General features: G+C 46.6%; 21 protein-coding genes. 9 read left to right on the forward strand and 12 right to left on the reverse strand.

Annotated elements, in window-relative coordinates; all coding sequences use genetic code 11:
• The first annotated feature begins 201 nt into the window (after positions 1–201).
• The 3 genes from WCK19_RS08950 (at position 202) to WCK19_RS08960 (ending at position 2,748) form a co-directional block, all read left to right on the forward strand.
• The gene (locus WCK19_RS08950) at positions 202–1,680 is read left to right on the forward strand and encodes a thymidylate synthase (RefSeq protein ID WP_342397039.1); all 1,479 of its coding nucleotides are present in this window, start codon (positions 202–204) and stop codon (positions 1,678–1,680) included.
• The gene (locus WCK19_RS08955) at positions 1,677–2,165 is read left to right on the forward strand and encodes an NUDIX domain-containing protein (protein ID WP_342397040.1); all 489 of its coding nucleotides are present in this window, start codon (positions 1,677–1,679) and stop codon (positions 2,163–2,165) included. The genes WCK19_RS08950 and WCK19_RS08955 overlap by 4 nt, the downstream gene beginning before the upstream one ends.
• A 103-nt stretch (positions 2,166–2,268) precedes the next feature.
• Complete coding sequence (locus tag WCK19_RS08960; protein WP_342397041.1) at positions 2,269–2,748, forward strand: HEAT repeat domain-containing protein; 480 nt, start codon at positions 2,269–2,271, stop codon at positions 2,746–2,748.
• 76 nt (positions 2,749–2,824) lie between these two features.
• On the opposite strand, the gene WCK19_RS08965 is transcribed toward WCK19_RS08960, so the two are convergent.
• Complete coding sequence (locus WCK19_RS08965) at positions 2,825–3,043, reverse strand: hypothetical protein (RefSeq protein WP_342397042.1); 219 nt, start codon at positions 3,041–3,043, stop codon at positions 2,825–2,827.
• Positions 3,044–3,272: 229 nt separating this feature from the next.
• Positions 3,273–4,940 (reverse strand): AMP-binding protein, encoded by a 1,668-nt coding sequence (locus tag WCK19_RS08970; protein WP_342397043.1) that lies wholly within the window; start codon positions 4,938–4,940, stop codon positions 3,273–3,275.
• A 217-nt stretch (positions 4,941–5,157) separates the two neighbouring features.
• Here WCK19_RS08970 and WCK19_RS08975 point away from each other — a divergent pair, with 217 nt between their 5' ends.
• Both WCK19_RS08975 and WCK19_RS08980 read left to right on the forward strand, forming a co-directional pair.
• Complete coding sequence (locus tag WCK19_RS08975) at positions 5,158–5,766, forward strand: 3'-5' exonuclease (RefSeq protein WP_342397044.1); 609 nt, start codon at positions 5,158–5,160, stop codon at positions 5,764–5,766.
• Between the two features lie 50 nt (positions 5,767–5,816).
• Positions 5,817–6,518 (forward strand): response regulator transcription factor, encoded by a 702-nt coding sequence (locus WCK19_RS08980; protein ID WP_342397045.1) that lies wholly within the window; start codon positions 5,817–5,819, stop codon positions 6,516–6,518.
• A 6-nt stretch (positions 6,519–6,524) separates the two neighbouring features.
• Here WCK19_RS08980 and dinB read toward each other — a convergent pair whose 3' ends face one another.
• The 7 genes from dinB to WCK19_RS09015 all read right to left on the reverse strand — a co-directional run bounded on the left by dinB (position 6,525) and on the right by WCK19_RS09015 (position 12,308).
• Positions 6,525–7,724 (reverse strand): DNA polymerase IV, encoded by a 1,200-nt coding sequence (dinB, locus tag WCK19_RS08985; RefSeq protein WP_342397046.1) that lies wholly within the window; start codon positions 7,722–7,724, stop codon positions 6,525–6,527.
• Positions 7,606–8,709, reverse strand: a complete 1,104-nt coding sequence (locus WCK19_RS08990) for a DNA double-strand break repair nuclease NurA (protein ID WP_342397047.1) — start codon at positions 8,707–8,709, stop codon at positions 7,606–7,608. Before WCK19_RS08990 ends, dinB begins: the two co-directional genes overlap by 119 nt.
• A 6-nt stretch (positions 8,710–8,715) precedes the next feature.
• Positions 8,716–9,366, reverse strand: coding sequence for a hypothetical protein (locus tag WCK19_RS08995; RefSeq protein WP_342397048.1), 651 nt, complete (start codon positions 9,364–9,366; stop codon positions 8,716–8,718).
• A 3-nt stretch (positions 9,367–9,369) separates the two neighbouring features.
• On the reverse strand, positions 9,370–10,611 hold the full coding sequence (locus tag WCK19_RS09000) for a zinc-dependent metalloprotease (RefSeq protein WP_342397049.1): 1,242 nt from the start codon (positions 10,609–10,611) through the stop codon (positions 9,370–9,372).
• A gap of 233 nt (positions 10,612–10,844) precedes the next feature.
• Positions 10,845–11,864 (reverse strand): phosphate acyltransferase PlsX, encoded by a 1,020-nt coding sequence (plsX, locus tag WCK19_RS09005; RefSeq protein WP_342397050.1) that lies wholly within the window; start codon positions 11,862–11,864, stop codon positions 10,845–10,847.
• A gap of 43 nt (positions 11,865–11,907) precedes the next feature.
• Entirely contained in the window at positions 11,908–12,045 is a 138-nt protein-coding gene (locus WCK19_RS09010) for a hypothetical protein (RefSeq protein ID WP_342397051.1), read from the reverse strand.
• Between the two features lie 113 nt (positions 12,046–12,158).
• On the reverse strand, positions 12,159–12,308 hold the full coding sequence (locus WCK19_RS09015; protein WP_342397052.1) for a hypothetical protein: 150 nt from the start codon (positions 12,306–12,308) through the stop codon (positions 12,159–12,161).
• 347 nt (positions 12,309–12,655) lie between these two features.
• On the opposite strand from WCK19_RS09015, the gene WCK19_RS09020 reads away from it, so the two are divergent.
• A complete protein-coding gene (locus WCK19_RS09020; protein ID WP_342397053.1) occupies positions 12,656–12,907 on the forward strand; it encodes a hypothetical protein in 252 nt (83 codons plus the stop codon).
• A 336-nt stretch (positions 12,908–13,243) separates the two neighbouring features.
• Complete coding sequence (locus tag WCK19_RS09025) at positions 13,244–14,263, forward strand: aldo/keto reductase (RefSeq protein WP_342397054.1); 1,020 nt, start codon at positions 13,244–13,246, stop codon at positions 14,261–14,263.
• On the opposite strand, the gene WCK19_RS09030 is transcribed toward WCK19_RS09025, so the two are convergent.
• Together WCK19_RS09030 and WCK19_RS09035 are read right to left on the reverse strand one after the other, a co-directional pair.
• Positions 14,260–15,042, reverse strand: coding sequence for an alpha/beta hydrolase (locus WCK19_RS09030; protein ID WP_342397055.1), 783 nt, complete (start codon positions 15,040–15,042; stop codon positions 14,260–14,262). The two genes, WCK19_RS09025 and WCK19_RS09030, sit on opposite strands and share 4 nt — an antisense overlap.
• Before the next feature lie 34 nt (positions 15,043–15,076).
• Positions 15,077–17,449, reverse strand: a complete 2,373-nt coding sequence (locus WCK19_RS09035; RefSeq protein ID WP_342397056.1) for a UvrD-helicase domain-containing protein — start codon at positions 17,447–17,449, stop codon at positions 15,077–15,079.
• A gap of 104 nt (positions 17,450–17,553) precedes the next feature.
• Between WCK19_RS09035 and WCK19_RS09040 the strand changes: the two genes are divergently transcribed.
• On the forward strand, positions 17,554–18,843 hold the full coding sequence (locus tag WCK19_RS09040; RefSeq protein ID WP_342397057.1) for an MFS transporter: 1,290 nt from the start codon (positions 17,554–17,556) through the stop codon (positions 18,841–18,843).
• Here WCK19_RS09040 and WCK19_RS09045 read toward each other — a convergent pair.
• Positions 18,760–20,115 carry an MFS transporter gene (locus WCK19_RS09045; RefSeq protein ID WP_342397058.1) on the reverse strand — a complete coding sequence of 452 codons (1,356 nt, stop codon included), beginning with the start codon at positions 20,113–20,115 and terminating at the stop codon, positions 18,760–18,762. The two genes, WCK19_RS09040 and WCK19_RS09045, sit on opposite strands and share 84 nt — an antisense overlap.
• A 201-nt stretch (positions 20,116–20,316) precedes the next feature.
• Here WCK19_RS09045 and WCK19_RS09050 point away from each other — a divergent pair.
• On the forward strand, positions 20,317–21,112 hold a 796-nt coding region (locus WCK19_RS09050), incomplete at its 3' end, for a hypothetical protein (protein ID WP_342397059.1).

The following is a 21,112-nucleotide window of genomic DNA, read 5'->3' on the forward strand; positions in this document are numbered from 1 at the left end:
TGTAAAGGCAAAAAAGTAAATCCGTACATTCAATGGTTACCCAAATGGTTTGTATTGGCATATCCTGCCCATTATGGTAAAATATGCTAGACCTTATAAGTTATCCACAATATATAGTATATTTTTAATACCTTGTGCCTAGCAGTTGTGGATAACCACACGAATTTGTGGATTCAGCCGCTTTCACGGAGGTAGCAATAAATGACCGCAGAACTTGGCGCAACTTTTAACATCACCGACCTTATCAGTTTTAAAGACCTCCAAATCGGCAATCCTGAATCCAATGTAGGTATTTGCACTCTCTGGACACAACGTCACCTGATAGCGCAAAAGCTGGATAATGTAGATTATTTCATCTGCGCTAATCTTTACAGCTTTGCCGGTATCAACCTGATGGTACGCAATATCTTCATGTTTCCTAAGATACGTTACCTGCTACTTTGTGGAGCAGACCAATCTTTTACCGGGGAAGCACTGGCGAGCTTTTTCACCAACGGACTCGGTGCGAACCACACTATTCCCGGCACACAGGCTAAATTGGACGAGGGTATTCCTCTCGAAGCGTGGGAGGAATTGCGCCAACAGGTGCAACTAATTGACCTGCGTCCGTCTAAAGGCTATCCTAAAAACCCCGAAGCGATTGCCCAACAAATCAAGCTGGAACTGGCTAAGTTAGGCTTGCTGCCGCCCTTTGCTGTGCCTCGCGCTTTTCCCGAAATTGCCTCAGAAGGCGGCAAAGCGTTACCAAGCGAACGCACCGGATTTCGGGTACAGGGCGAAACCGTCGCCGAAACATGGCTAGAAGTAATGCAACTGGTGATGCGCTTTGGGCAAATCAAGCCTACCGAGTATTCACAGCAGCAGCGCGAGATTTACAATACGGTGGCGGTTATTACTGACGAAGCCCCTGATGACATTGCTTGGGCGGATTATCTGCCTTTTAGTCGCGCCGAACTGGAAAATTACTATCCCAAAATTCTGAGCGCGGAGAAAGAACCCGGAATAGCCTATACCTATGGAGAACGGTTGCGTTCTTACGGCGCGGAAGGTCTTGACCAAATTGCCCGGATGAAAGAGCGTTTGCGCGATGCGCATCATACCCGTCGCGCCGTTGCGGTGACTTGGGATGTAGAGCAGGACAGCGTGGGTGATAATCCGCCATGCCTGTTGGAAGTCTCGGTAGGGGTACAGGACGGCGCACTATACATGACCGCCCGTTTTCGTAGCCACGATATTTACACCGCTTGGGCGCAAAACACCTATGCCTTGCGTAAGCTGCAAAAGGAAATCGCGGATGACACCGGCTTGAGGCTTGGTGCGCTTACCATTATTTCACACTCGGCGCATATATATGCCGATAAGTGGAAATTCGCGCTGGATACCATCAATTCTTTCAAGAAGCATCGTTTGGAATGGCGCAGCGACCCGCGCGGCTTTTTTATCATCGAGCTTGACCGTGAGCAAGGCTTGATTAAGGTGCAGCATAGTGCCATCGAAGGTAATACACCTTATTATTTTGAGGGGAAAACTGCCCGCCAGCTTTGCCTTTCGATTGCTAATGAAAAACTGGCTTCACTGGAAGAGCATTACAGCTATTTGGGGCGTGAGTTGCAGAAAGCGGAAATAGCCCTCAAGCTAGGCTTGAATTATATTCAGGATAAGGAGTTGGAGTTCAATTGAATTATCGTATCAGAGTAGCCGGAATCATGCTTGATGCGGCGAACAGGCTTTTGCTGGCACACGAGCATACTCCCGATAGCCAAGAAGAATTCTGGACATTGCCGGGAGGTGGGCAGGAATCTCAGGACAAATCGGTTTTCGAGGCGTTGCGCCGGGAGTTTCTAGAAGAAACAGGTTTGGAAGTAGAAACGGAAGGTCGCCTTTTATATTTCAGAGAATTTATTGAATCAAGCCGCCATCGGCATCATCTTGAGTTAGCTTTTCTAATAAGCCGCTTTACGGGCGAACTAAGCGCTACCACTATTGAAGATGTTACCAACCCACAGCAGTTAGAAAGGCACACTCGCTGGTTTCATGCTCACGAATTGGTGAACCTCCCCGTCTATCCCACTTATCTGAAAGATCGCTTCTGGGATGATATTCTCTCCGGTTCAGTAGAAACCCGCTATCTGGGCGTAGAATTTGAACAAGAGCGTCTTCCCTGAAATTTCTCCAGTCTCATTTTGTATAGGGATTGATAAAAACCTCGAATCCCTATAAAATGACCTAACTTTAAATACAATACAAGGTTTCTAATATTGGTAGCTTATGCACGATCAATTTGACACTCTTATAAGCTCTTTGCAAGACTATGACTCTGAAAAGCGTCGGCACGCCGCTTCTGCCCTTGGGCGAATGAGGGATGGACGCGCCGTTTCGTATCTCATCGAGTTGCTGAAAGATAGTGTACCGAATGTGCGCTTTACGGCTGCTGCTGCTCTCGGTCAGATTGGTGACCCGCTGGCAGTAAGTTATCTGTTGAAATTGCTGACAAGCGTGGATAAGCATGATACCGCTCCACGCCGGGTGGTGGTATGGGCGTTAGGGCAAATCGGGGATTCGCACGCTTCATCCGCACTTCTGGCAGTGCTGCATGACCCGGCAGATGGAGCCTATTACGATGCGGCTATTGCGTTGGGGCGTATTGGGGATAGGCGTGCCATTGCGCCTCTAAAGCTGGCTCGAACCCATATTGACTCTGGAATCAGGGAAGAGGCTATTCGGTTATTGCAGACCATTAAAGACTGAGACTCTCTTATGCCGACTAAAAAAGCCCAGACATCCGGGCTTCATAATGATATTTTATTGAAAACCTTTTGACAGGTTATTCTTCCTCGATTTCACAATGGGCAATTAGCTTGCCATTTGCTGTTTCCTGCCAACGAAACTTGCTATTCAAACCGTTTGTAGGTCCCTTAGTCCAACTGTAGTCAGCTATGCTCGACAAGTTATTTTCTTGTGCTTCGGTTCGCTGACTTTCAGAAGTGTGCAAGACATTTAATAGTAAGCCCGATCTGAATTTTTTGCTTGAAATAGCTGCCATTTTCGCTACCCCCTACTTTATATTTGCGGGGAATTTGAAGTCATTCCCCTAGAAATGCAATTGTTGTTTTTGGTAACTAACATTATAGCTTTGATATATTGAAATTAAAGTTAGCTACATCACAGATTAGTTGTTGGAAATATAACTCAGGTAGGTTCAGGCGGGGGAAGAAAAGAAAAAAGAGCCGGGTATAAACCGGCTCCTTCTGAGAAACATCTACTGGTTTGGATTACTGATGCTCGCTCTGGTACTTCGCCTTTTCTTGGTCGCGTAATTCAATCCGCCGAATTTTGCCACTAATGGTTTTCGGCAATTCCTTGACGAATTCGATTTCGCGTGGATACTTGTAAGGTGCGGTGAGATGCTTTACAAAATCCTGAATTTCGGTGACAAGTTCAGGAGTACCCTCGATTCCCGGTTTGAGGATGACGAAGGCTTTGACTATTTCCCCGCGGGTGGCTTCTGGCTTGGCAACTACTGCCGATTCCATTACCGCCGGATGTTCCACCAACGCGCTTTCCACCTCAAAAGGACCGATTCGATAACCCGCGCTGAGAATTACATCATCGGCACGTCCCACGAACCACAGGTAGCCATCCTCGTCCCGATAAGCCCTGTCGCCCGTAATATACCAGTCACCCCGAATGGATGAATTGGTAGCTTCTGGATTATTCCAGTATTCCTGAAAGAGTCCTATCGGGCGATTTGGTTTGATGCGAACGCCAATATCGCCTTCTTTGTTGGGAAGCGCAACATTACCTTCGTCATCTACCACATCCACCACATAACCGGGTGTGGGCTTACCCATAGAACCTGCTTTGACCGGCACACCGGGGAAGTTACCTACAAGCAAGCAGGTTTCGGTTTGCCCGTAGCCATCGCGAATGGTATGTCCGGTAATTTTCTTCCAGACTTCAATTACTTCTGGATTGAGTGGTTCACCTGCGCCTACGCAACTGCGTAGATGGCGCGTATCAAACCCGCTAATATCGTCTGCAACCAGCATGCGGTATGCGGTTGGAGGGGCGCAAAAACTGGTGACGGCATATTTGCTTAATAAATCCATTGTTAGTTTGGCGGAATATTTTCCTTTGGTATTATGAACAAACATCCCTGCTCCGCAAATCAGCGGACCGAAGAAGCTACTCCATGCGGCTTTTGCCCAACCGGTATCCGATAGATTCCAGTGGAGGTCGTTAGGTTTTAGATCCAACCAGAACATGCCAGTACCATAATGACCGATAGGATAGCTGCTGTGGGTATGCAAAACCATTTTGGGGTAGCCGGTCGTGCCGCTGGTAAAATACAATAGCATCGGGTCGGCAGAACTGGTTTGTACTTTTACTTCAGGGCTGACAGTGATAGCTGCATTGGCTACCAAATCGCTAAAGTTTAGCCAACCTTCTCGTTGTCCGCCTACAATTATTCGGAAATCAATGCCGGGGCAATCCGGCAAGCTCTCTTCAAATTTCGGCGCATTCTCCACATCGGTGATGATGGCACGCGCCCGCGAAGATTGCAAGCGGTAGGTGATGTCTTTGGGTGTAAGTTGGGTAGTGCCGGGTAATGCTACAATCCCGCTCTTTATCATGCCAAGCATGCTTTCCCACCATTCCGGCACTCTGGGCATTACAATCATAATTCGGTCATTCTTACGCATGCCGAGACTATGTAAAGCATTCACTACTTGATTTGAACGGTCGCGGAAATAGGAATAAGTCAAAGTACGTTCGCTGCCGTCTTCATCAACCCAAAGCATTGCGCGGTGATTTGGGTCTTCAGCCCACTTGTCAACCGTATCATACCCGAAGTTATAAAATTCAGGCACTTCCAGCTTAAAATCACGGTATGTTGTCTCGTAGTTGCCGATATTTGCGGTATCCGCGTTGATACTCATCTCTTTCTCCTTCGAGTTGTTTTGAAGTTTACCTGCCCGTACAACATTACTAGCTAAAAAATGGAGATTACTGCTGAGTATTTTAACTCTTAGCAAAATGTTCGGCAAATTCATACGCACAGATTGACACCCGGCAAATCAAAGGATATGCTTGAAATGCTTGGGGCGACTACAATACAATAATAGCCCAACCGTAAAAATTTGAAAGGACTAGATTTTGAGCAACCAACCTGTAAAATCGGCAGTACAAAACAAATCGAATAATGACAATATTACCAAAGGTCCTATGCGAGACCGCCCCATGCTTTTCCTCGACCTCGAAACTACCGGCTTGATTCCCGGCGTTCAGGAAATTCTAGAAATAGGGGCAGTGCTGGTTTCACAACCGGACTTTACCAGATTACAAACCTTTGAATGTAAGGTTAAGCCAGTACATTTTGAAACTGCCTCGCCCGAAGCCCTGAAAATTTGTGGCTATGACCATGCTAAATGGGAAAACGCTATTGATTTGAAAGAAGCGTTGACCCAACTTTCCGAGATTGGTCGTGGCGCGGTGCTTATGGGCTTTAACGTTACTTTCGATTGGGCTTTTCTTCAGATTGGCTTTAATACGGTAGAATTGCCTGACCCTTTTTATTACCATCGGGTAGATGTGATGTCCGCCGCTTATGCTCGCTACTATTCTAACCCTAAATTTAGCCGTTTTAGCTTGAGTGAGTGTTGCCGCTATTTCGGTGTATCCAATCGCGCCGCTCATACGGCTTTATCCGATGCTGAAGCCACTTATGACGTTTTCGTGGCAATGATGCGGGATAGCGTGCTATAATTTTTGCTGCTATCGGCAGTTGTTTGTTAATTTAGGTTGAAAGGGCTATTATGTCTGCTCCGTTAATTCTGGTAATTGATGATGAAACGAATATCGCCGATTTAGCCAAAATGTACCTCACCAAAGAGGGCTTTGAGGTAATTACCGCTGAGGATGGCGACGAGGGTTTGCAGCTATTTCGCAGCCGTAACCCCACTCTAATTGTTTTAGATTTGATGTTGCCCGGAGTTGACGGGTGGGAAATCACACGTCAGATTCGCAAGGATAGTAATGTCCCTATTATTATGTTGACCGCTCGCAGCGAGGATGTTGACCGTATCGTGGGTCTGGAACTTGGCGCAGATGATTACCTGACCAAGCCTTTTAACCCGCGTGAACTGGTAGCGCGGGTCAAAGCGGTTTTACGCCGCTCTACTGCTATGCCTGTGGTTGATGATAACCATTCTGATAAAAATAAAAATCGCATAATAGTAGGCGATATAGTAATTGATTTGCGCCAACACACTGTTGAAATTGCCGGGCGCAATGTCGACTTGCGTGCCAAAGAGTTCGAGTTGCTCACTACCTTTGCCCAAAGCCCTAACAGCGTATTTGACCGCGAGAAATTATTAAATCAAGTGTGGGGCTACGAATATTACGGGGATAGCCGCACCATTGATGTACATATAACCCATCTGCGCGAAAAGCTCGAAGGCAGCAGCGTAAAAATCCAGACGGTGTGGGGTGTTGGTTACAAACTGATGGTGCAATAAACGCGCCTACTCAACTTCAAGCGGCAATTGCAATTGGCGTGTGGCATTTGCTTCGATGAGGTTGCTGACCCTCACCCCTAGCAGGCGCAAGGGCGTTCCCCGTTTCCAAGTATGCTTCATCAAGCGGGCTGCGCTGGCGGAAATCGTGGTGGCGTTATCGGTAGGGGCTAGCAGAGTTTCGGCGCGTGTTACTGTCTGCCAATCCGCAAAACGCAGCTTGATGCCGGTGGTTCGTGCCAATAAGCCCCGCTTTTTCAACTGGTTTTCCAATCCTGCCGCCATCTCCTGTATATGTTTCCAGAGACGACGCGAATCGGTGACATCCACAAAATAGGTACGCTCGTAAGAGAATGATTTTGCCTTATGACTGGTTTCGATGGGGCGGTCATCTTGTCCTGCCGCGTGACTTTGCAATTCCAAACCGAGATTTGGTCCAAAGTCTTCTTGCAATTGCTCCCGGTTGGCTTTTGCCAAATCGCCAATAGTATGGATTCCTTTAGAATTCAATCGCGCCGCTGTTTTTGGTCCAATCCCGTAGAGTTTACCTACTGCTAGTGGGCGTAGAAATTCCGATTCTTTGCCCGGCTCTACCATTGTCAAGCCCCCCGGTTTTTTGAAACCGCTTGCCATCTTGGCTACCAGTTTGTTGGTGGCAATTCCAACTGACGCGCTCAAACCGGTGGTTGTTATAAGTTGCTCCTGCAAACTTTGCGACAAAGTTACCGGGTCGGGTTGTCCGCTTAAGTCAAGATAAGCTTCATCAATACTGACCTGTTCAACCGCATTAACCTGCCCTTCGAGTAATTGCATAACCCGGCGCGAAAACTCTTTATATAAATCGTGCCGTACCTGTAGATAAATCCCGTTCGGGCAAAGTCGCCGCGCTTGTGTTACGGGCATTGCGCTATGCACCCCGAATTGACGTGCGGCATAGGAAGCGGTTGCTACTACTCCCCGATTGGTGGTATCTTCGCCCATAACAACCATGATGGGCAAGCCTTTGATTTCGGGGTTCATAATTTCTTCTACGGTAGCATAGAAAGCATCGAGGTCAAGATGGGCGATGCAGCGTGTCCAATCCATCCTGCTAAACACCCCGAAGACGCTTACTACGTCCTTTTTCTGACTCGTTGAGCAACAAGCCCTGATTTTCCAGTAAGAGCCGTAATAGCTCACGGTCATCGCCCCGCAGCACCGCTTGTTCATGCGCTTCCATCAACGCTACCGGGTAGCCTTGCCCCAACTCTATCTGGCGCAAAACCAGCGATAACGTACTTGCCAGTTTTTCTGTATCCAGAGCCAGCCATTGCGGGAACTCAATTCGCACCATTTCGTATTTCGTCAACATATAGGTGAAATAAATGCGGTCTATAAACTCGCGCAATTCTTTGGGTTCGCCCAGTGTCGAAGCAAAAATGGGTCCGCGTGTATCAGGTTTGAGTGAATTTTGAAAAAGCATACGGTCTTGTACCCCGCTAAAGGCTCTGCCACTCTTACCATCCTCGCGCATTGCTGCCCGCAGCGTTTCAACCACCGCATTACTGTGGGTGTTGCTGATGTAACCTACAATCGGAATTTGCGCTTTGTCGAACTGGTCTAACAGGCTGTAATAGCGGTTTCGCAGTTCCGTTCCTTCTTTGCTGCGAAGGTTGATGCTACGCCAAAGCGTGAGCGGTCCATCCCGAAATACCAAATCGGCTTGATGTTTGATGGCGAGTTCGTAGGCGGCTTCTAGTTCCTTCAAAGCTGCTTCGGTGTCCAACAACGAGGCTTTGGTGTATTCGCGCTCCTCGTTAGTAGAGTCTTCAGTTTCAAAGAAGGTGAGACTATCCAGATTGGCGGTGGGCTTTTCGCCATAGCGCAACATCACGCGCCCAATATTTATGACGTAAAAGTGGGCTGTGCCGTTATGGCGGTCGGGTGGGATGGGCGAACTGTCAGTGGCTACCACGCAATAGCCCGCAGTAGAGGGACTGACAGCTATAACTTCATCCAGTCCTGAAATTGGGTAAGCCAGTGTTTCATCGCGCCGGGAATGTTCCTTAGCAATAACATTCAACCTGTACTCATCGGCAGCACGATAATATTCCACTGCTTCGGCAATGTTTTTTTCCAGTCGTTGCGATTCTTCCTTGAATCGCCCGGCTTGTTTTTCAATCTGTTCGTTTAATTCTTGGGGATTTAGCGGCATAATTAATCATTGAGCGCGATAACGCACCGTGATTTGCCCGTTGGCAGTCTGTAAGTCCAATAAACGCAACAGTCGCTCGTTAACTTTGATGGTGGCGACATTGTTATTGATTTGCGGTTCTACTATCGTTGTATTTACAACTTGAACAACTGTATTTACATTGACTGGCAAGTTTCCTTTGCCCACTTTAGGTTCACCTATCGCTCTCACTGCAATCTGACCGTTCACAACGCCAATGCTTTCCAGAACGCTAACATCGAAATCAACCAGCGCATTGCCCACTTTAACATCAACCTGAATTTGTTCGTTGGGTAAAATCTTTATTACTATATCTTTAAGACTCACAATTCCGGCAATACTTAGCGGATTTGATTTTGCCTCACGCGCTATTTCAGCATTGAGATATGACTCGCTTAGAGTGGCTGAAAGGTCAGGCACACCCGGTAGCGGTTGGCGCGTTGGCAAGGGTTGGTTGCTGGCAGGTGAACCAAACCAGAAAAGCGCCCCTATCACTAAACCCACTACCCCTAACAAGAATCCAAACCCTAGTAACCCGCATCCAGCAAGCCAAGGTACTCCCCGACGGTTGTTTTTTACACGACCGGGAGAAATGTAATTCGGGTTCGATGTGGGTGGGACGGAAGGGCGGTAGCTCATTTCTCAGGCAGCCTGCGCTTTCTCGATGCGTTTTACCCAGAGTTCAGGCTTTTTGATTTCGTCCAATGTAGGGATATATTCCGGGCGATCCCACATAAAGTTGGCAAAATCTATGCCCTTCAATTCTACTACCTTATCCACGAAGATTTCACCCAAGCGGTATTGCTCCATTTTCAGGTCAAGCCCGGTGAGTTTGATAAAGAGTTTATCAATAATACCGCGTTCCTTCTGGCGACGCTCAATTCGCTCTTTAATGGTGTTGTAATTTGGCATCAGTTTTTCACCGACTGCGTTCATAACGTGGTTGCTGTAGCCTTCTACAATACTCATCAAAGCCTGTAACTCTGAGAAAAGAGTGCGTTGTTCGGGAGTCATAACCCGTTCAATCCAGCTTGAGCCTTGGCTATTATCTCGTATGCGGCGCATGAAATTGTTCAAGCGTTGTTTGTTCAGACGCATATTCTGCAAGTCTTCGGTCAGATAGCTAAAATAGCGTTCAAGGATTCCGTTAAAATGACGGCGCACCCAAGTATGTGATTCAAATTCAAAAGCGTGGGTTGACTCGTGGAGTGCAATCCACAGGCGAAATTCGTCCCCATTCAGATTCAGGGCATTTACTACACCGCCAATGTTCGGCTCTACAAAGAAAACGCGCCCATCTGACACGGGTTCGCGCCCTAACAGGCTCAGGTCGTACTGTCCTAGCACCCTGCGGGAAAGATAACCTAGCAAAATACCCATTTCGCCGCTAACCAGCAATTGATTAAAGCTACCAACTAATGCTTGCATAGCGGCGCTGCTACTGCCCATTGAATCGCGGTTCAGTCTTTCGATAGGCTCAAAAAGCTGGCGAAAGCTGTTAATATTTGCCTCTACCCATTCGTTCCGGCTAACCGCTCGCACCGTATTCAACTGGCGGGGTAGCTTTGTATTTGCATACTCTTCTATAATTGGCACTACTCTAAGAGTAAGTTCGCTATAATAATTAGTCCATTTGTTGCGCCATTCTGCCGTTGCGCCTGTCTCTGGGTTCATTCTCTCAGCAATGCTGCGTACCTTATCCCAATCAATCATCGAGGGGGGTCCGTTGCGTTCGACTTCACGGGCGCGGGAGTTAGCCCATACTGCCCCAAAGGCTGCCGCAGTCGCCAACCCCAATCCGGTGGCGATTTTCCCGTACCGGGTATTAGGGCTTTTCCCGTTATCTTTATCCTCAATAAATTTATTGGTTTTATCCACTGCCATTAGAATACTCCTTGCCAAAAGTGTTCCCGTATTAACGAGAAAATAAGTGCTATTTCCGCCAGTTTTATATACGCAAGAGGCGGATAAATGTTGCCACATCATAAGCATTAAACTGCCCTATGTCAATGTAAAATAAATTGTATAGGAGGGAGGGAAGGTGGAAATAGCGAATTGGTTTTGTGGAGAAACCCCCCTTTCCCGCTAGAAAAAGGGGGTAATTGGAAGATTTATAGCTAATCGCGGCTGGCGGCTTCGGCTTTTCCTACCTCGGCGAATAATCTTTTAATGGTTTCCAACGTATTGTTCTGTACTGCCTCCCGCGCCACCCGGATAGAATTTTTGACACCTTTTGCTTTGGTGCGTCCATGCGAAATGATTACCACCCCGTTTACGCCAAGCAAAGGCGCACCGCCGAACTCTTCGTGGTCGAGAGCTTTCTTTACCTTGCTAAAGGCAGGTTTAAGACCTAAAGCTAACAACTTGAAAAATAAATTGGCGGTTAATTCCTTCTTTAGCAGATGTAGCATCACATCGGCGGTGCCTTCGGCGGTTTTGAGAAGTATATTTCCGGTGAATCCATCCGTAACTACCACATCGGCAAGCCCCGCCAGTACATCCTTACCTTCCACATTTCCGATGAAATTAATACCGGGTGTTTGGCGCAAAAGCTGGTGAGTTTCTTTTACCAAAGGCGTACCTTTGCTATCTTCCTCGCCATTACTGAGTAAGCCGACGCGAGGGTTGGGGCGTTTTAATACCTTCTCCACGTAAACCGAACCCATCTGAGCAAACTGAATTAGAAATTCTGGGCGAACTTCGGTATTTGCGCCCACATCTATGACCAATATTAATCCGGTTTTGGTTGGGAAAACAGTGGCTAACCCAGCACGTTCCACCCCGCGTACCCGCCGCAACTGGAGGCTGGCAGCCGCAAAAGTCGCGCCGCTATGTCCGGCTGAAACAAATGCCGCTGCGTCTCCTTGCTTTACCAAATTCATACCGATTACCACCGAAGAATTTTTCTTCTCCCGAATTGCCTGAACCGACTCATCGGTCATATCAATTACTTCAGTGGCATTTACTACCGTTAGTTTTAAGCCTTCAATGTTGTGTTTTGCCAGTTCCGATTTAATCTCAGATTCGCGCCCTACTAGGATAATTTCGATTCCGTACTCGCGAGCCGCTAGAACTGCTCCAGCCACCGGCTCTTGTGGCGCATAATCACCGCCCATCGCATCCAGCACGATTTTCATACTCTTAAAGCTCCCAATATTTTACCGCAGCCCGGCAAAAAGGTCATATGCGGGTCTTTGCGCCGGTATTGTTGATTTGAACAGGATAAAGGCATCCGTTACTTCCCAGAAGTGTACCAAATTCCTCCCGCATTTTCATCCAAGGGCTGTTATAGCTTATCTGGGTGCGATGTTCCGCCATCGCTTTACATGCGGTAAGCCAGTAATCCGACACATCAATTATAGTAGTAATTTCGTTATCAGGCGAACCGAACTCAGGTGGGTTATTTTAGTCGCTCTCTCGCAATGGAAGTGCTATTCACGCCCTTCTTTTCTCAAAATCTCCCATACTTGCAACCAATTACTGTGAGTAAAAGCAGTGGTATAAAGTTTCGAAGGTTGCCACGCCTCGCCAAATTCGGCTTCGGGATAGTGCCTAGTATCGGCAGCGACAGTTTTCTTCATCCTTACCTGTTAACAAATTAAATAATTATTAAAAAAATCTTAGAATTTGCCATTTTAACTTAGGTAGTATTGACTTAAATAAATTAACGTGATAAATTTGTAATAAGCGAGTTTTCTGTTAACGCTTTGTTAATTTTAACCTGTAAGTTCCTGAGATTGCCAAATTTTTACCTAACTGCTCGAAATATTGTTCCACAAGCAATATATGAAAAAATTTACTAGGAATTGGACAGGTTAGCCCACAAAATACAAAACACAGAATGCGAGAAGGATGACTAGCAGAGTGGTACAATGTTTGTTCCACTTAGCACTGGTGATCGATGCCGCTAGCAAGGAGGCTAACAGCCATGATCTCTAGAGAACTTAAAACCCAGTCACCCGGTAACGAGACTGTCACTTTTAGGTACCAATCTGTCTTCAATGATGAAGACGAAGAGATATTCCGTGCAGGTCAGCTTGTACCGGAGGGTACGTATGTCGAAATTGACGGTTGGAGGCAGGTTACCCTTGATGCGCCGGGTACCTTACCGGCATCTCTTGATGGACGACGCGCTGAATATCGTCGCTATTATTGTCCTTGGTTGCAGGAAACTGCCTGATAAAATAACTTGTCTTGAAGTAATCTGAATATAGGATTTCTTAACTGAGCGACCACTCCGATGACAAGGAAGGTCGCTTAGTTAATTTAGCAAATCAAACTTTATTAGCGGCGCTATCCATTCCCCTCCCAATTGCAGCATTTTTTCTTCGTGGTAAAAGCTTACTTCCAACGTTTCATTGTGTTGCATTTTAGACTCGCTTTTATGGCATTGAGCAGCATACCTGAAACCTTCGCTATTTCACCACCAAATTGAGATTTCAATAGACGTGTTACACTGTTAAGATAATCCCGCTGTTTAGATGCTATAACTCAACTCATCGTGTGGAGATAAAAAATGTCGTTTGATTATGATGATTACCTACAACTTGCTCCCGGAATTAAAATGTGCCGAATTTTAAACGGGATGTGGCAGGTATCGGGTGGGCATGGGGTGATTAACTCACGAAGTGCGGTTCATAGCATGTTCGCCTATCACGAAGCCGGGTTCACCACATGGGATTTAGCCGATCATTATGGACCGGCTGAAGATTTCATAGGACAATTTCGGCGACAGTTAGCTATAAACAAGGGCGAGAAGGCGGTTTGGGAGACACTAGCCTTTACCAAGTGGGTGCCGAGTCCCGGACAAATGACCCGTAAAATTGTCGAAGATAATATCAACCTCTCCTTGCGCCGAATGGGCGTGCAAGCTCTGGATATGTTGCAATTTCATTGGTGGGATTACAGTGATAATAACTACCTTGAAGCCCTAAAGTATCTGGCAGAGCTACAAAATGAAGGCAAAATCCACCTTCTTTCCCTGACAAATTTCGATACAGCACATTTGCAGATTATTCTCGACAAGGGGATAAAAATAGCTACCAATCAGGTGCAATTTTCTCCGATTGATATGCGCCCGTTGGTGGAAATGACACAGTTCTGCGAGGAACACGATATAAAGCTGCTCACATATGGAACAGTATGTGGTGGATTGCTTTCAGATCGCTATTTGAATCAATCCGAACCCGGTGGAACCGCTCTAAATACGGTCAGCCTACGTAAGTATAAACAGATGGTAGATGGCTGGGGCGGTTGGAAGCTTTTCCAACAGCTTTTGCAAACTCTCAAACGTATTGCTGTAAAACACAATGTGAGTATTTCCAACGTGGCTATACGCTATATCCTGAACCAAACGGCGGTAGGCGGCGTAATAGTTGGAGCGCGTTTGGGTATCGCCGAGCATATTGAAGATAATGCGCGGGTATTTAAGCTCAAGCTGGATGGAGAGGATAAAGCTGCGCTAAAGGAAGTGTTGTCAAAATCCAATGACCTGTATCAATTGCTAGGGGATTGTGGCGCAGAATATCGTCGCTAGTGTGGGTCTTTGAGCAAGCCGTTAGCCAAAAAGATTATTGCTTCGGCAACTTCTCGCGGTTTGATGATAACCGCTTCATGTCCGGCGTTTACTGTGAACAGGCGCTGCGCTCCTAATCTGCTTGACATAAGCGGGTGATATAAACCTGCTGGGAGCGTAAGGTCATCATTAAAGCTCAGATAACCGCACGGTGGGCGATTTTTGAAAAAACTGGGTAGGCTGATTTTATCTTCAAGCGGCGCAAGCGGCTCAGGTGTAAGCTTTGCCAGAATCCTATCAGCGTAACGATTATCATCATTTATAACGCTGTTTAACCAGTAATCTTTCATGGCTGCCATATCAATTGCCTGCTCCGGGTGCTGTCCTGCAAGTTGCCGGAAATAGTCTGCCATTTCGGGTGGCATATTGTCTGTAACGCTTTCCCCGTCCTGTAAGATATAGGCAGCGGCGAATATAAGACCGGATAACCTCGAACCTTCGCCCTTATAAAGCATTTCAGATGCCAATTGGATTATAGCTCCAGCCGTACCATGCCCTACCAAAATGTATTTTTTAGTAGGAGCGGATTCCGCAAAAGCGGCTACCGCTTCTGCATAGCTTCGCAAATCAGGCTTAGTGACGTGCGGTTGGTTTCCTCGCCCCGGCAAATCTAGCGCAAGTCCGCGCCATTCTCGCTCCCCTAAATAAGCAATGACTCCCTTCCACGCCCATGCCCCGTGCCAAGCATCGTGTACCAGTATCAGGCTAATATTGTTAGAGTCGGTTATTTGGTTTGACATAAATTACTATTACTCCTCAGAAAACCCATTACAATTAAATTTTCTGAAGGTTAGCGAGGCTGACCATCAATTTTTTAATACCTTGCCCCTCAAAAGCAACCGTAACCTCCTCATCATTACCACTGATGCGGCTCGAAACCACCATGCCTTTGCCAAACTTGGGGTGAAGCACTTTTTCACCTGCTTTAAACTTTAGGCTGATGTTGCCGGTGGCGGCAGGGCGGGTCGGTGCGGTGGATTTTGAAACTGCCGCAGGTTTGGCAGGTGTAGCTTTGGCGGTATTGCCCCAATTGGTACGATTTACATCAGTACCCCACAACGTATCACGGCTACCTGTGCCGCGCCCACCATGAGGACTGCCAGTGGGGGCTTGTTGATGACCTTTAACCAATTGGGAAGGCAAGTCCAGCAAGAAACGTGAAGGTTTGGTAGGGATATTTTGTCCACCATAGAGCGAACGCCGGAAAGCATACACCAGATAGAGCCGATTCTTGGCGCGGGTTATACCCACATAGAGCAAGCGACGTTCTTCCTCAAGCTGGTTTTCGTTTTCGAGGGAACGGCTATGGGGCAAAATGCCTTCTTCCAAACCTACGATAAAAACTACCGGAAATTCCAACCCCTTGGCAGCATGCAAGGTAATCAGCGTTGCGGCATCAGCGTCTGGATTAAACTTGTCCACGTCTGCTACCAGTGCCACATCTTCCATAAAAGCGGGCAAAGCGTCGTTACCCGGCATATGGTTGTATTCTTGGCAAACGGTGCGAAGTTCCTGAACGTTATGCCAACGCTCTTCCCCATCTTCGCTGCCGTCACGCAGGCTTAATTCATAACCCGATTTTTCCATTACGTAATCGAACAATTCGAGCAAGGTCATTTCGCCACGCGCCCGAATAAAGGCTTCTAGCAAGTTCACAAAATCCAGCAACGCATTCTTGATTTTTGGCGTGACAGGGAGCGGAGGTAGCAAATCTGCTTCGCTATTTTCTTCCGGTTCGCCAGCATTTCGGCGCGTTTGTTTATCCGCCTCTTGGCTTTGTAACAGTTGCAAGGCTACGTAAACCGGCAAGCTCATTTGATTAGCCCATTGACTAAGATCAATCAGAGTGCGTGGACCGATACCCTTTCCGGCGGGCGTATTGGTAATTATGCGAGTAAAGCTGATGCTGTCGTAGGGATTCTGAATCAGGCGCAAGAATGCCAGCGCATCTTTTACTTCCTTGCGTTCGTAAAAGCGCGTGCCGCCGATTAACTGATACGGGATGCCCCGCCGAATGAACATTTCTTCAAGGGCGCGACTTTGGGCATTGGTGCGGTACAACACCGCTACATCTTTAGGCTTAAATTCGCCACGCACCTGCAATCGGTCAATTTCGCCCACTACATAATTGGCTTCTTCCATTTCGTTGTAGGCTTCAAATACTTGGATAGGGCGACCCGATTCGTTTTCAGTCCAAAGGGCTTTATCCTTGCGTTGCGTATTGGCGGCAATAATAGCGGTGGCGGCATCCAGAATCGTTTGGGTGCTGCGGTAGTTTTGCTCAAGCGCAATAACTTTTGCCTGTGGGTAATCGCTTTCAAAATTCAAGATATTGCGAATATCGGCAGCCCGCCATCCGTAGATGGACTGGTTTTCATCGCCCACCACACATAGATTCTGGTATTTGTCGGCAAGGGCATGAATTAACTGGTATTGGGCGTGGTTAGTATCTTGGTATTCGTCCACCATGATATAGCGATAGCGTTCCTGATAGCGTTCCAGCACCTCTTTGTTTTCCTGAAATAGCCGGATTGTCTGCCCGATTAAATCATCGAAATCCAAAGCGCGGTTAGTGCGTAGCAATTCCTGATAACGTTCGTAAACTCGCGCCGCTATTTCTTCAAAATAGGTCTGTGCCACTTCGCGAAACTGGCGTGGCTCTTGCAGTGAATTCTTAGCCGAACTAATCATACTCATACAGGCGCGGGGGCTATATTGCTTGTCGCTCAACCCAAGACTATTAAGAGCGCTTTTAACCAGCACGATTTGGTCATCGTCAGCATAGATGGCAAAATTGCGGTCAAGCCCAATATGATTAGCATCTTGACGCAATACCCGTACGCAAAAAGAGTGAAAAGTGCCGAGCGTGAGACGTTTGGCAGCAGAATTTTCTTGCCCCAAATATTTTACAAGTAGTTTCTCGGTGCGCTCTTTCATTTCACGCGCGGCTTTATTGGTAAAAGTTACTGACAGGATATTATAGGCATCAATGCGCGGTTGCGCCTCACTCAGCATATAGGCAATACGCTGGGTCAGCACGCGGGTTTTGCCGCTGCCCGGTCCTGCCAGAATTAAAACAGGTCCTTCAATTGTTGCTGCTGCGTCACGCTGCGCCGGGTTTAACCCATCAAGAATACCTGCCGCCACTTTGTAAAAACTCCCCCAAGAAATAAAGAACAAAAACCACCAAAAAGCGTTAGAATTTTAGCACACATATATAGGAATGGCTAACCCTCTGGAAGGATTGTTTCTTGAAAATACATTTGAGCGGCTTATGGCGCAAGCCGGATTTTATGAAGTTGTGGACTGGGCAAATGATTTCGGAGTTTGGCTCCCGTATTACTCGCGAAGGTTTGCCCTATGCAGCGGTGCTGGTGTTGGCAGCAAGTCCGGCTGAACTTGGATTTCTTACTGCGCTGACGGCTTTACCAGTTTTATTGGTGGGATTAATCGCCGGAGTCCTCGTAGATCGCGTAAAGCGTCGCCCCGTTATGATTTGGTGCGACATTGGCAGGTTTTTGCTGGTAGGCTCAATTCCGGTAGCCGCCCTATTCGGGTTGCTTACCATGTGGCAACTCTATGTAGTGGCGTTACTGGTAGGGACGTTTACCATCTTTTTCGAGGTAGCAAGCCAATCATATTTACCTTCGTTGGTAGAGCGCGAAAACCTTGTGGAGGGCAATAGCAAGCTAGGCGCTAGTAGTTCACTGGCGGAAATATGCGGTCCTCCTCTAGCCGGAGTGCTGGTGCAAACGCTAACTGCACCCATCGCAATGGCATTTGACGCAATCTCCTATCTTTTTTCGGCGTTAGGCGTAGGCTTAATTCGTAAGCCCGAAACCAAATCTATTTCTGCTCATCACGAATTTAACTTTTGGAGAGAAGTAAGAGAAGGGTTAGCCGTTGTGCTATCAAACCCCTACTTGCGCCCATTAGCCATAAATAGCGCAATTTCCAATTTTTTCGGCAGTTTTATTGGTACTTTCTATGTATATTACGCCGTAAACGATTTAAAATTAGAACCGGGAATACTGGGGTTTATAATCGGGTTAGGTGGGATTGGCGCATTACTCGGCACATTACTGGCTACACCAACGCTGAAAAGATTGGGCTTGGGCAACTCTCTATTGGTGGCGTTATTTCTTGGCAAGTTGGTACCGTTTCTGATACCTTTGGCAGGTGGTCTGCCTTGGTTGGTGATAGTATGTATGGCGTTGCCTCAACTGTTGGGTGATGCTACCATGATGGTTTTTTTGATTCATTCCACCAGTTTGTGCCAGTCGGTAGTACCGGACAGATTGCTAGGGCGGGCGAATGCCAGTATGCAGTTCTTGATCGGCGCAATCAGCCCCATAGGACCACTGGCAGCCGGATTTTTGGGCAGCTGGTTAGGTGTCAGGCTGACCTTGCTGATAGCCTTAGTTGGTATGTTGTCAGGCGGTTTAGCAGTAATATTTTCACCGTTGCGTACTCTGCGCGAATTTCCGACTATGCAGCAGGAAACGAGCGACAATAGCCACGCCGCCTATTCCGATAACTAGCGTAGCGGCAAAAAAAATCTGGTACGCGCTCAGTTTCAATAAGCCAATATCCAGTTCAACCGCGTTATGGTCGAGATAATCCAGCAGCAAACCCCATAGCATAGGCGCGAGAGCCTGTGAGATGTAAGTAATAAAAGTGGCGATGTTCTGGAACATTACCCGGTCTTGCTCCGGGGCAAGAGTCATAATGCTATGGGTTTGGCTCATATTCAGGGCGGCAATCCAAATTGCGCTGAGAAACAATAATGCGGCTGCCATTAAATAGTTAAAGCCTGCCGGGATTACTTGCAGAAGTAACCATAGAAATGAATTAAAACATAACCCTGAAAATGCCAGCAATTGCAGAGACATTACACTTTGGCGGCGGTCTATCCAACGCCCCCATACAACCGAAGCAATAGATGCGCCTACTACACCTGCCGTAGAGAAATATAGAATCAGGCTAGGGTTAATGCCAACTTTTTCGCGAAGGTAAATCAAGCTGAGCGAGGGTATTCCAAAAAATGCCACACCGTAGAAACTTTGAACTGTCACAAAAGATTTAAAGCCCGGTTGTGCAAAGCAACCTTTCATGCTTTGCCAGAAACTGACGCGCAACCCTTTTGCGGTGGTGGTAGTTGTTTCGGGCGGTATTTTAGCAATGCGTATCATAAAAAAAGAACTGATAAACCCACCCAGAGTTCCCAAGCCAAATACTATTGCAAAAGTAGCCAACGCCGGATTTGGACCAAGTATCGCCCCCACCAGCAAGAAGGTTAATACGCTACCGAGGTTTGAGAATAAAGTGGCTCGGCTTAGGTAAAGACCACGCTTTTCACGAGAGACTATAAGGGTAAGCCAAGGCAACCAGCCTGATATACCGAAGTTGCGGCATAGGTGGTAAATTCCCAGAATCACCAACGCTAATCCGGCACGCAGGTTATCAAATCCCGGAATATTCACTAAAGCAATCAAGATTACTGAAGAACTGAGAATCCAGCGCAAAGTCCAGAAAGTTATCGCGGTGCGTCTGTAGCCGAATCTCTCGACAAAGCGGGCTGAAGCGAGCGTTACAGGCATAAGGATGAGGGGCAACGCTGAAATCAGCCCTACTGCAAAGGCGCTACCGCCACTTTGCCTGATGAATAGCACCATCGGTGAGCCTAGACTCTGCCAAAATACTGCATTGAAAAACTCGAAGAAGAAATTGTTATAGACTCCGCGAGGTAATCCTTCAACTCTGAATCCGGCACGTCTAATAGCGCGTTCTGCTAAAATTTGCCCCTTGCCCATTACCTCTCCTAAGCAGCCTTAAATTAGAATTTCTAACAGTATAGCCATATTTCCCCAGCTTTTCATGCTACTTATTGCCTATTTTTATTAATTAAAGGTTGCTATATGTAAGCGTGGGCTTTATAATTAGATAAGTTGCAATAAATTTAATTTATAAATTTTTTATATGCACCTATTAAGCTGTAACTAAAATTTAGCACTATGGATATTCCTGTTAATTATTCCCGACTAACTAATTCCCAACTCCACAAGGACGCTAAACTGGAAATTTATGAACTAGCCAGTTTATTACTCACGGAAAACAACCTTACCCGCATACTTGAAATCCTCTCCAATTTTACTGTTAAGCAATACCAAGCAAAATATGCCTTTGTAGTTGTAAATAGACAGCAGGAGTTGTCTGATATATTTTGTTTTATAGGTGACTTCAAAATACGCTGTGAGTGTAGACTATGCCCTTTCACGGCGAAAAACAGCCTGTTTGGTAACGCTTTTGAAAGTAAAAGTATTAAAGCTATTTATAATTATTGGGAAGATACCAGTTTTGAGCATACCGAAGATAACGACCAGTTGATGAAGGAAATCGGTTGTAAGTCTCTAATGGTTGTACCGTTGCTTGCTGATAATCAAGTAATTGCCCTACTTACAATATTCAAAGTAGAAATTTATGAATGGCAAGAAGTAGATTTACTTTGTGCAATTGAGCTTTCCAATATTGGTGGGGCGGCTATAAAAACCGCTCGTTCTTTAAAACAAATACAGTTCCTCAGCGATAGCAAATCAGTTTTACTGGAATTATGCCGTAACACGCTATTTATGCTTGACATAAATCAAATGCTAAATCTCCTAACCGAACGCGCTAAGGAATTATTAGAGGTTGATTCAGTTACTATAGGGCTGATAGAAAATAATATGCTTATAGGTGATAATCAAAGCCCCGGTTTTACTTTTAATTATGCTCCGGTTTTACCAAGCTATTTATCCGGTAAAGGAGTAG

Origin of the sequence: Candidatus Chlorohelix sp., assembly GCF_037138995.1 — a bacterium.
In the GTDB taxonomy this organism is placed as follows: Bacteria; Chloroflexota; Chloroflexia; order Chloroheliales; family Chloroheliaceae; genus Chlorohelix.

Bases quoted from the DNA above. Each gene is read 5' to 3' on its own strand.
- plsX (WP_342397050.1), bottom strand. From the start codon at position 11,864: ATGAAAATCGTGCTGGATGCGATGGGCGGTGATTATGCGCCACAAGAG.
- WCK19_RS08980 (WP_342397045.1), top strand. From the start codon at position 5,817: ATGTCTGCTCCGTTAATTCTGGTAATTGATGATGAAACGAATATCGCC.
- WCK19_RS09000 (WP_342397049.1), bottom strand. From the start codon at position 10,611: ATGGCAGTGGATAAAACCAATAAATTTATTGAGGATAAAGATAACGGG.
- WCK19_RS09020 (WP_342397053.1), top strand. From the start codon at position 12,656: ATGATCTCTAGAGAACTTAAAACCCAGTCACCCGGTAACGAGACTGTC.
- WCK19_RS09015 (WP_342397052.1), bottom strand. From the start codon at position 12,308: ATGAAGAAAACTGTCGCTGCCGATACTAGGCACTATCCCGAAGCCGAA.
- WCK19_RS08960 (WP_342397041.1), top strand. From the start codon at position 2,269: ATGCACGATCAATTTGACACTCTTATAAGCTCTTTGCAAGACTATGAC.
- WCK19_RS09010 (WP_342397051.1), bottom strand. From the start codon at position 12,045: ATGGCGGAACATCGCACCCAGATAAGCTATAACAGCCCTTGGATGAAA.
- dinB (WP_342397046.1), bottom strand. From the start codon at position 7,724: ATGAACAAGCGGTGCTGCGGGGCGATGACCGTGAGCTATTACGGCTCT.
- WCK19_RS09025 (WP_342397054.1), top strand. From the start codon at position 13,244: ATGTCGTTTGATTATGATGATTACCTACAACTTGCTCCCGGAATTAAA.
- WCK19_RS08950 (WP_342397039.1), top strand. From the start codon at position 202: ATGACCGCAGAACTTGGCGCAACTTTTAACATCACCGACCTTATCAGT.
- WCK19_RS09030 (WP_342397055.1), bottom strand. From the start codon at position 15,042: ATGTCAAACCAAATAACCGACTCTAACAATATTAGCCTGATACTGGTA.
- WCK19_RS08970 (WP_342397043.1), bottom strand. From the start codon at position 4,940: ATGAGTATCAACGCGGATACCGCAAATATCGGCAACTACGAGACAACA.
- WCK19_RS08995 (WP_342397048.1), bottom strand. From the start codon at position 9,366: ATGAGCTACCGCCCTTCCGTCCCACCCACATCGAACCCGAATTACATT.
- WCK19_RS08990 (WP_342397047.1), bottom strand. From the start codon at position 8,709: ATGCCGCTAAATCCCCAAGAATTAAACGAACAGATTGAAAAACAAGCC.
- WCK19_RS08965 (WP_342397042.1), bottom strand. From the start codon at position 3,043: ATGGCAGCTATTTCAAGCAAAAAATTCAGATCGGGCTTACTATTAAAT.
- WCK19_RS09045 (WP_342397058.1), bottom strand. From the start codon at position 20,115: ATGGGCAAGGGGCAAATTTTAGCAGAACGCGCTATTAGACGTGCCGGA.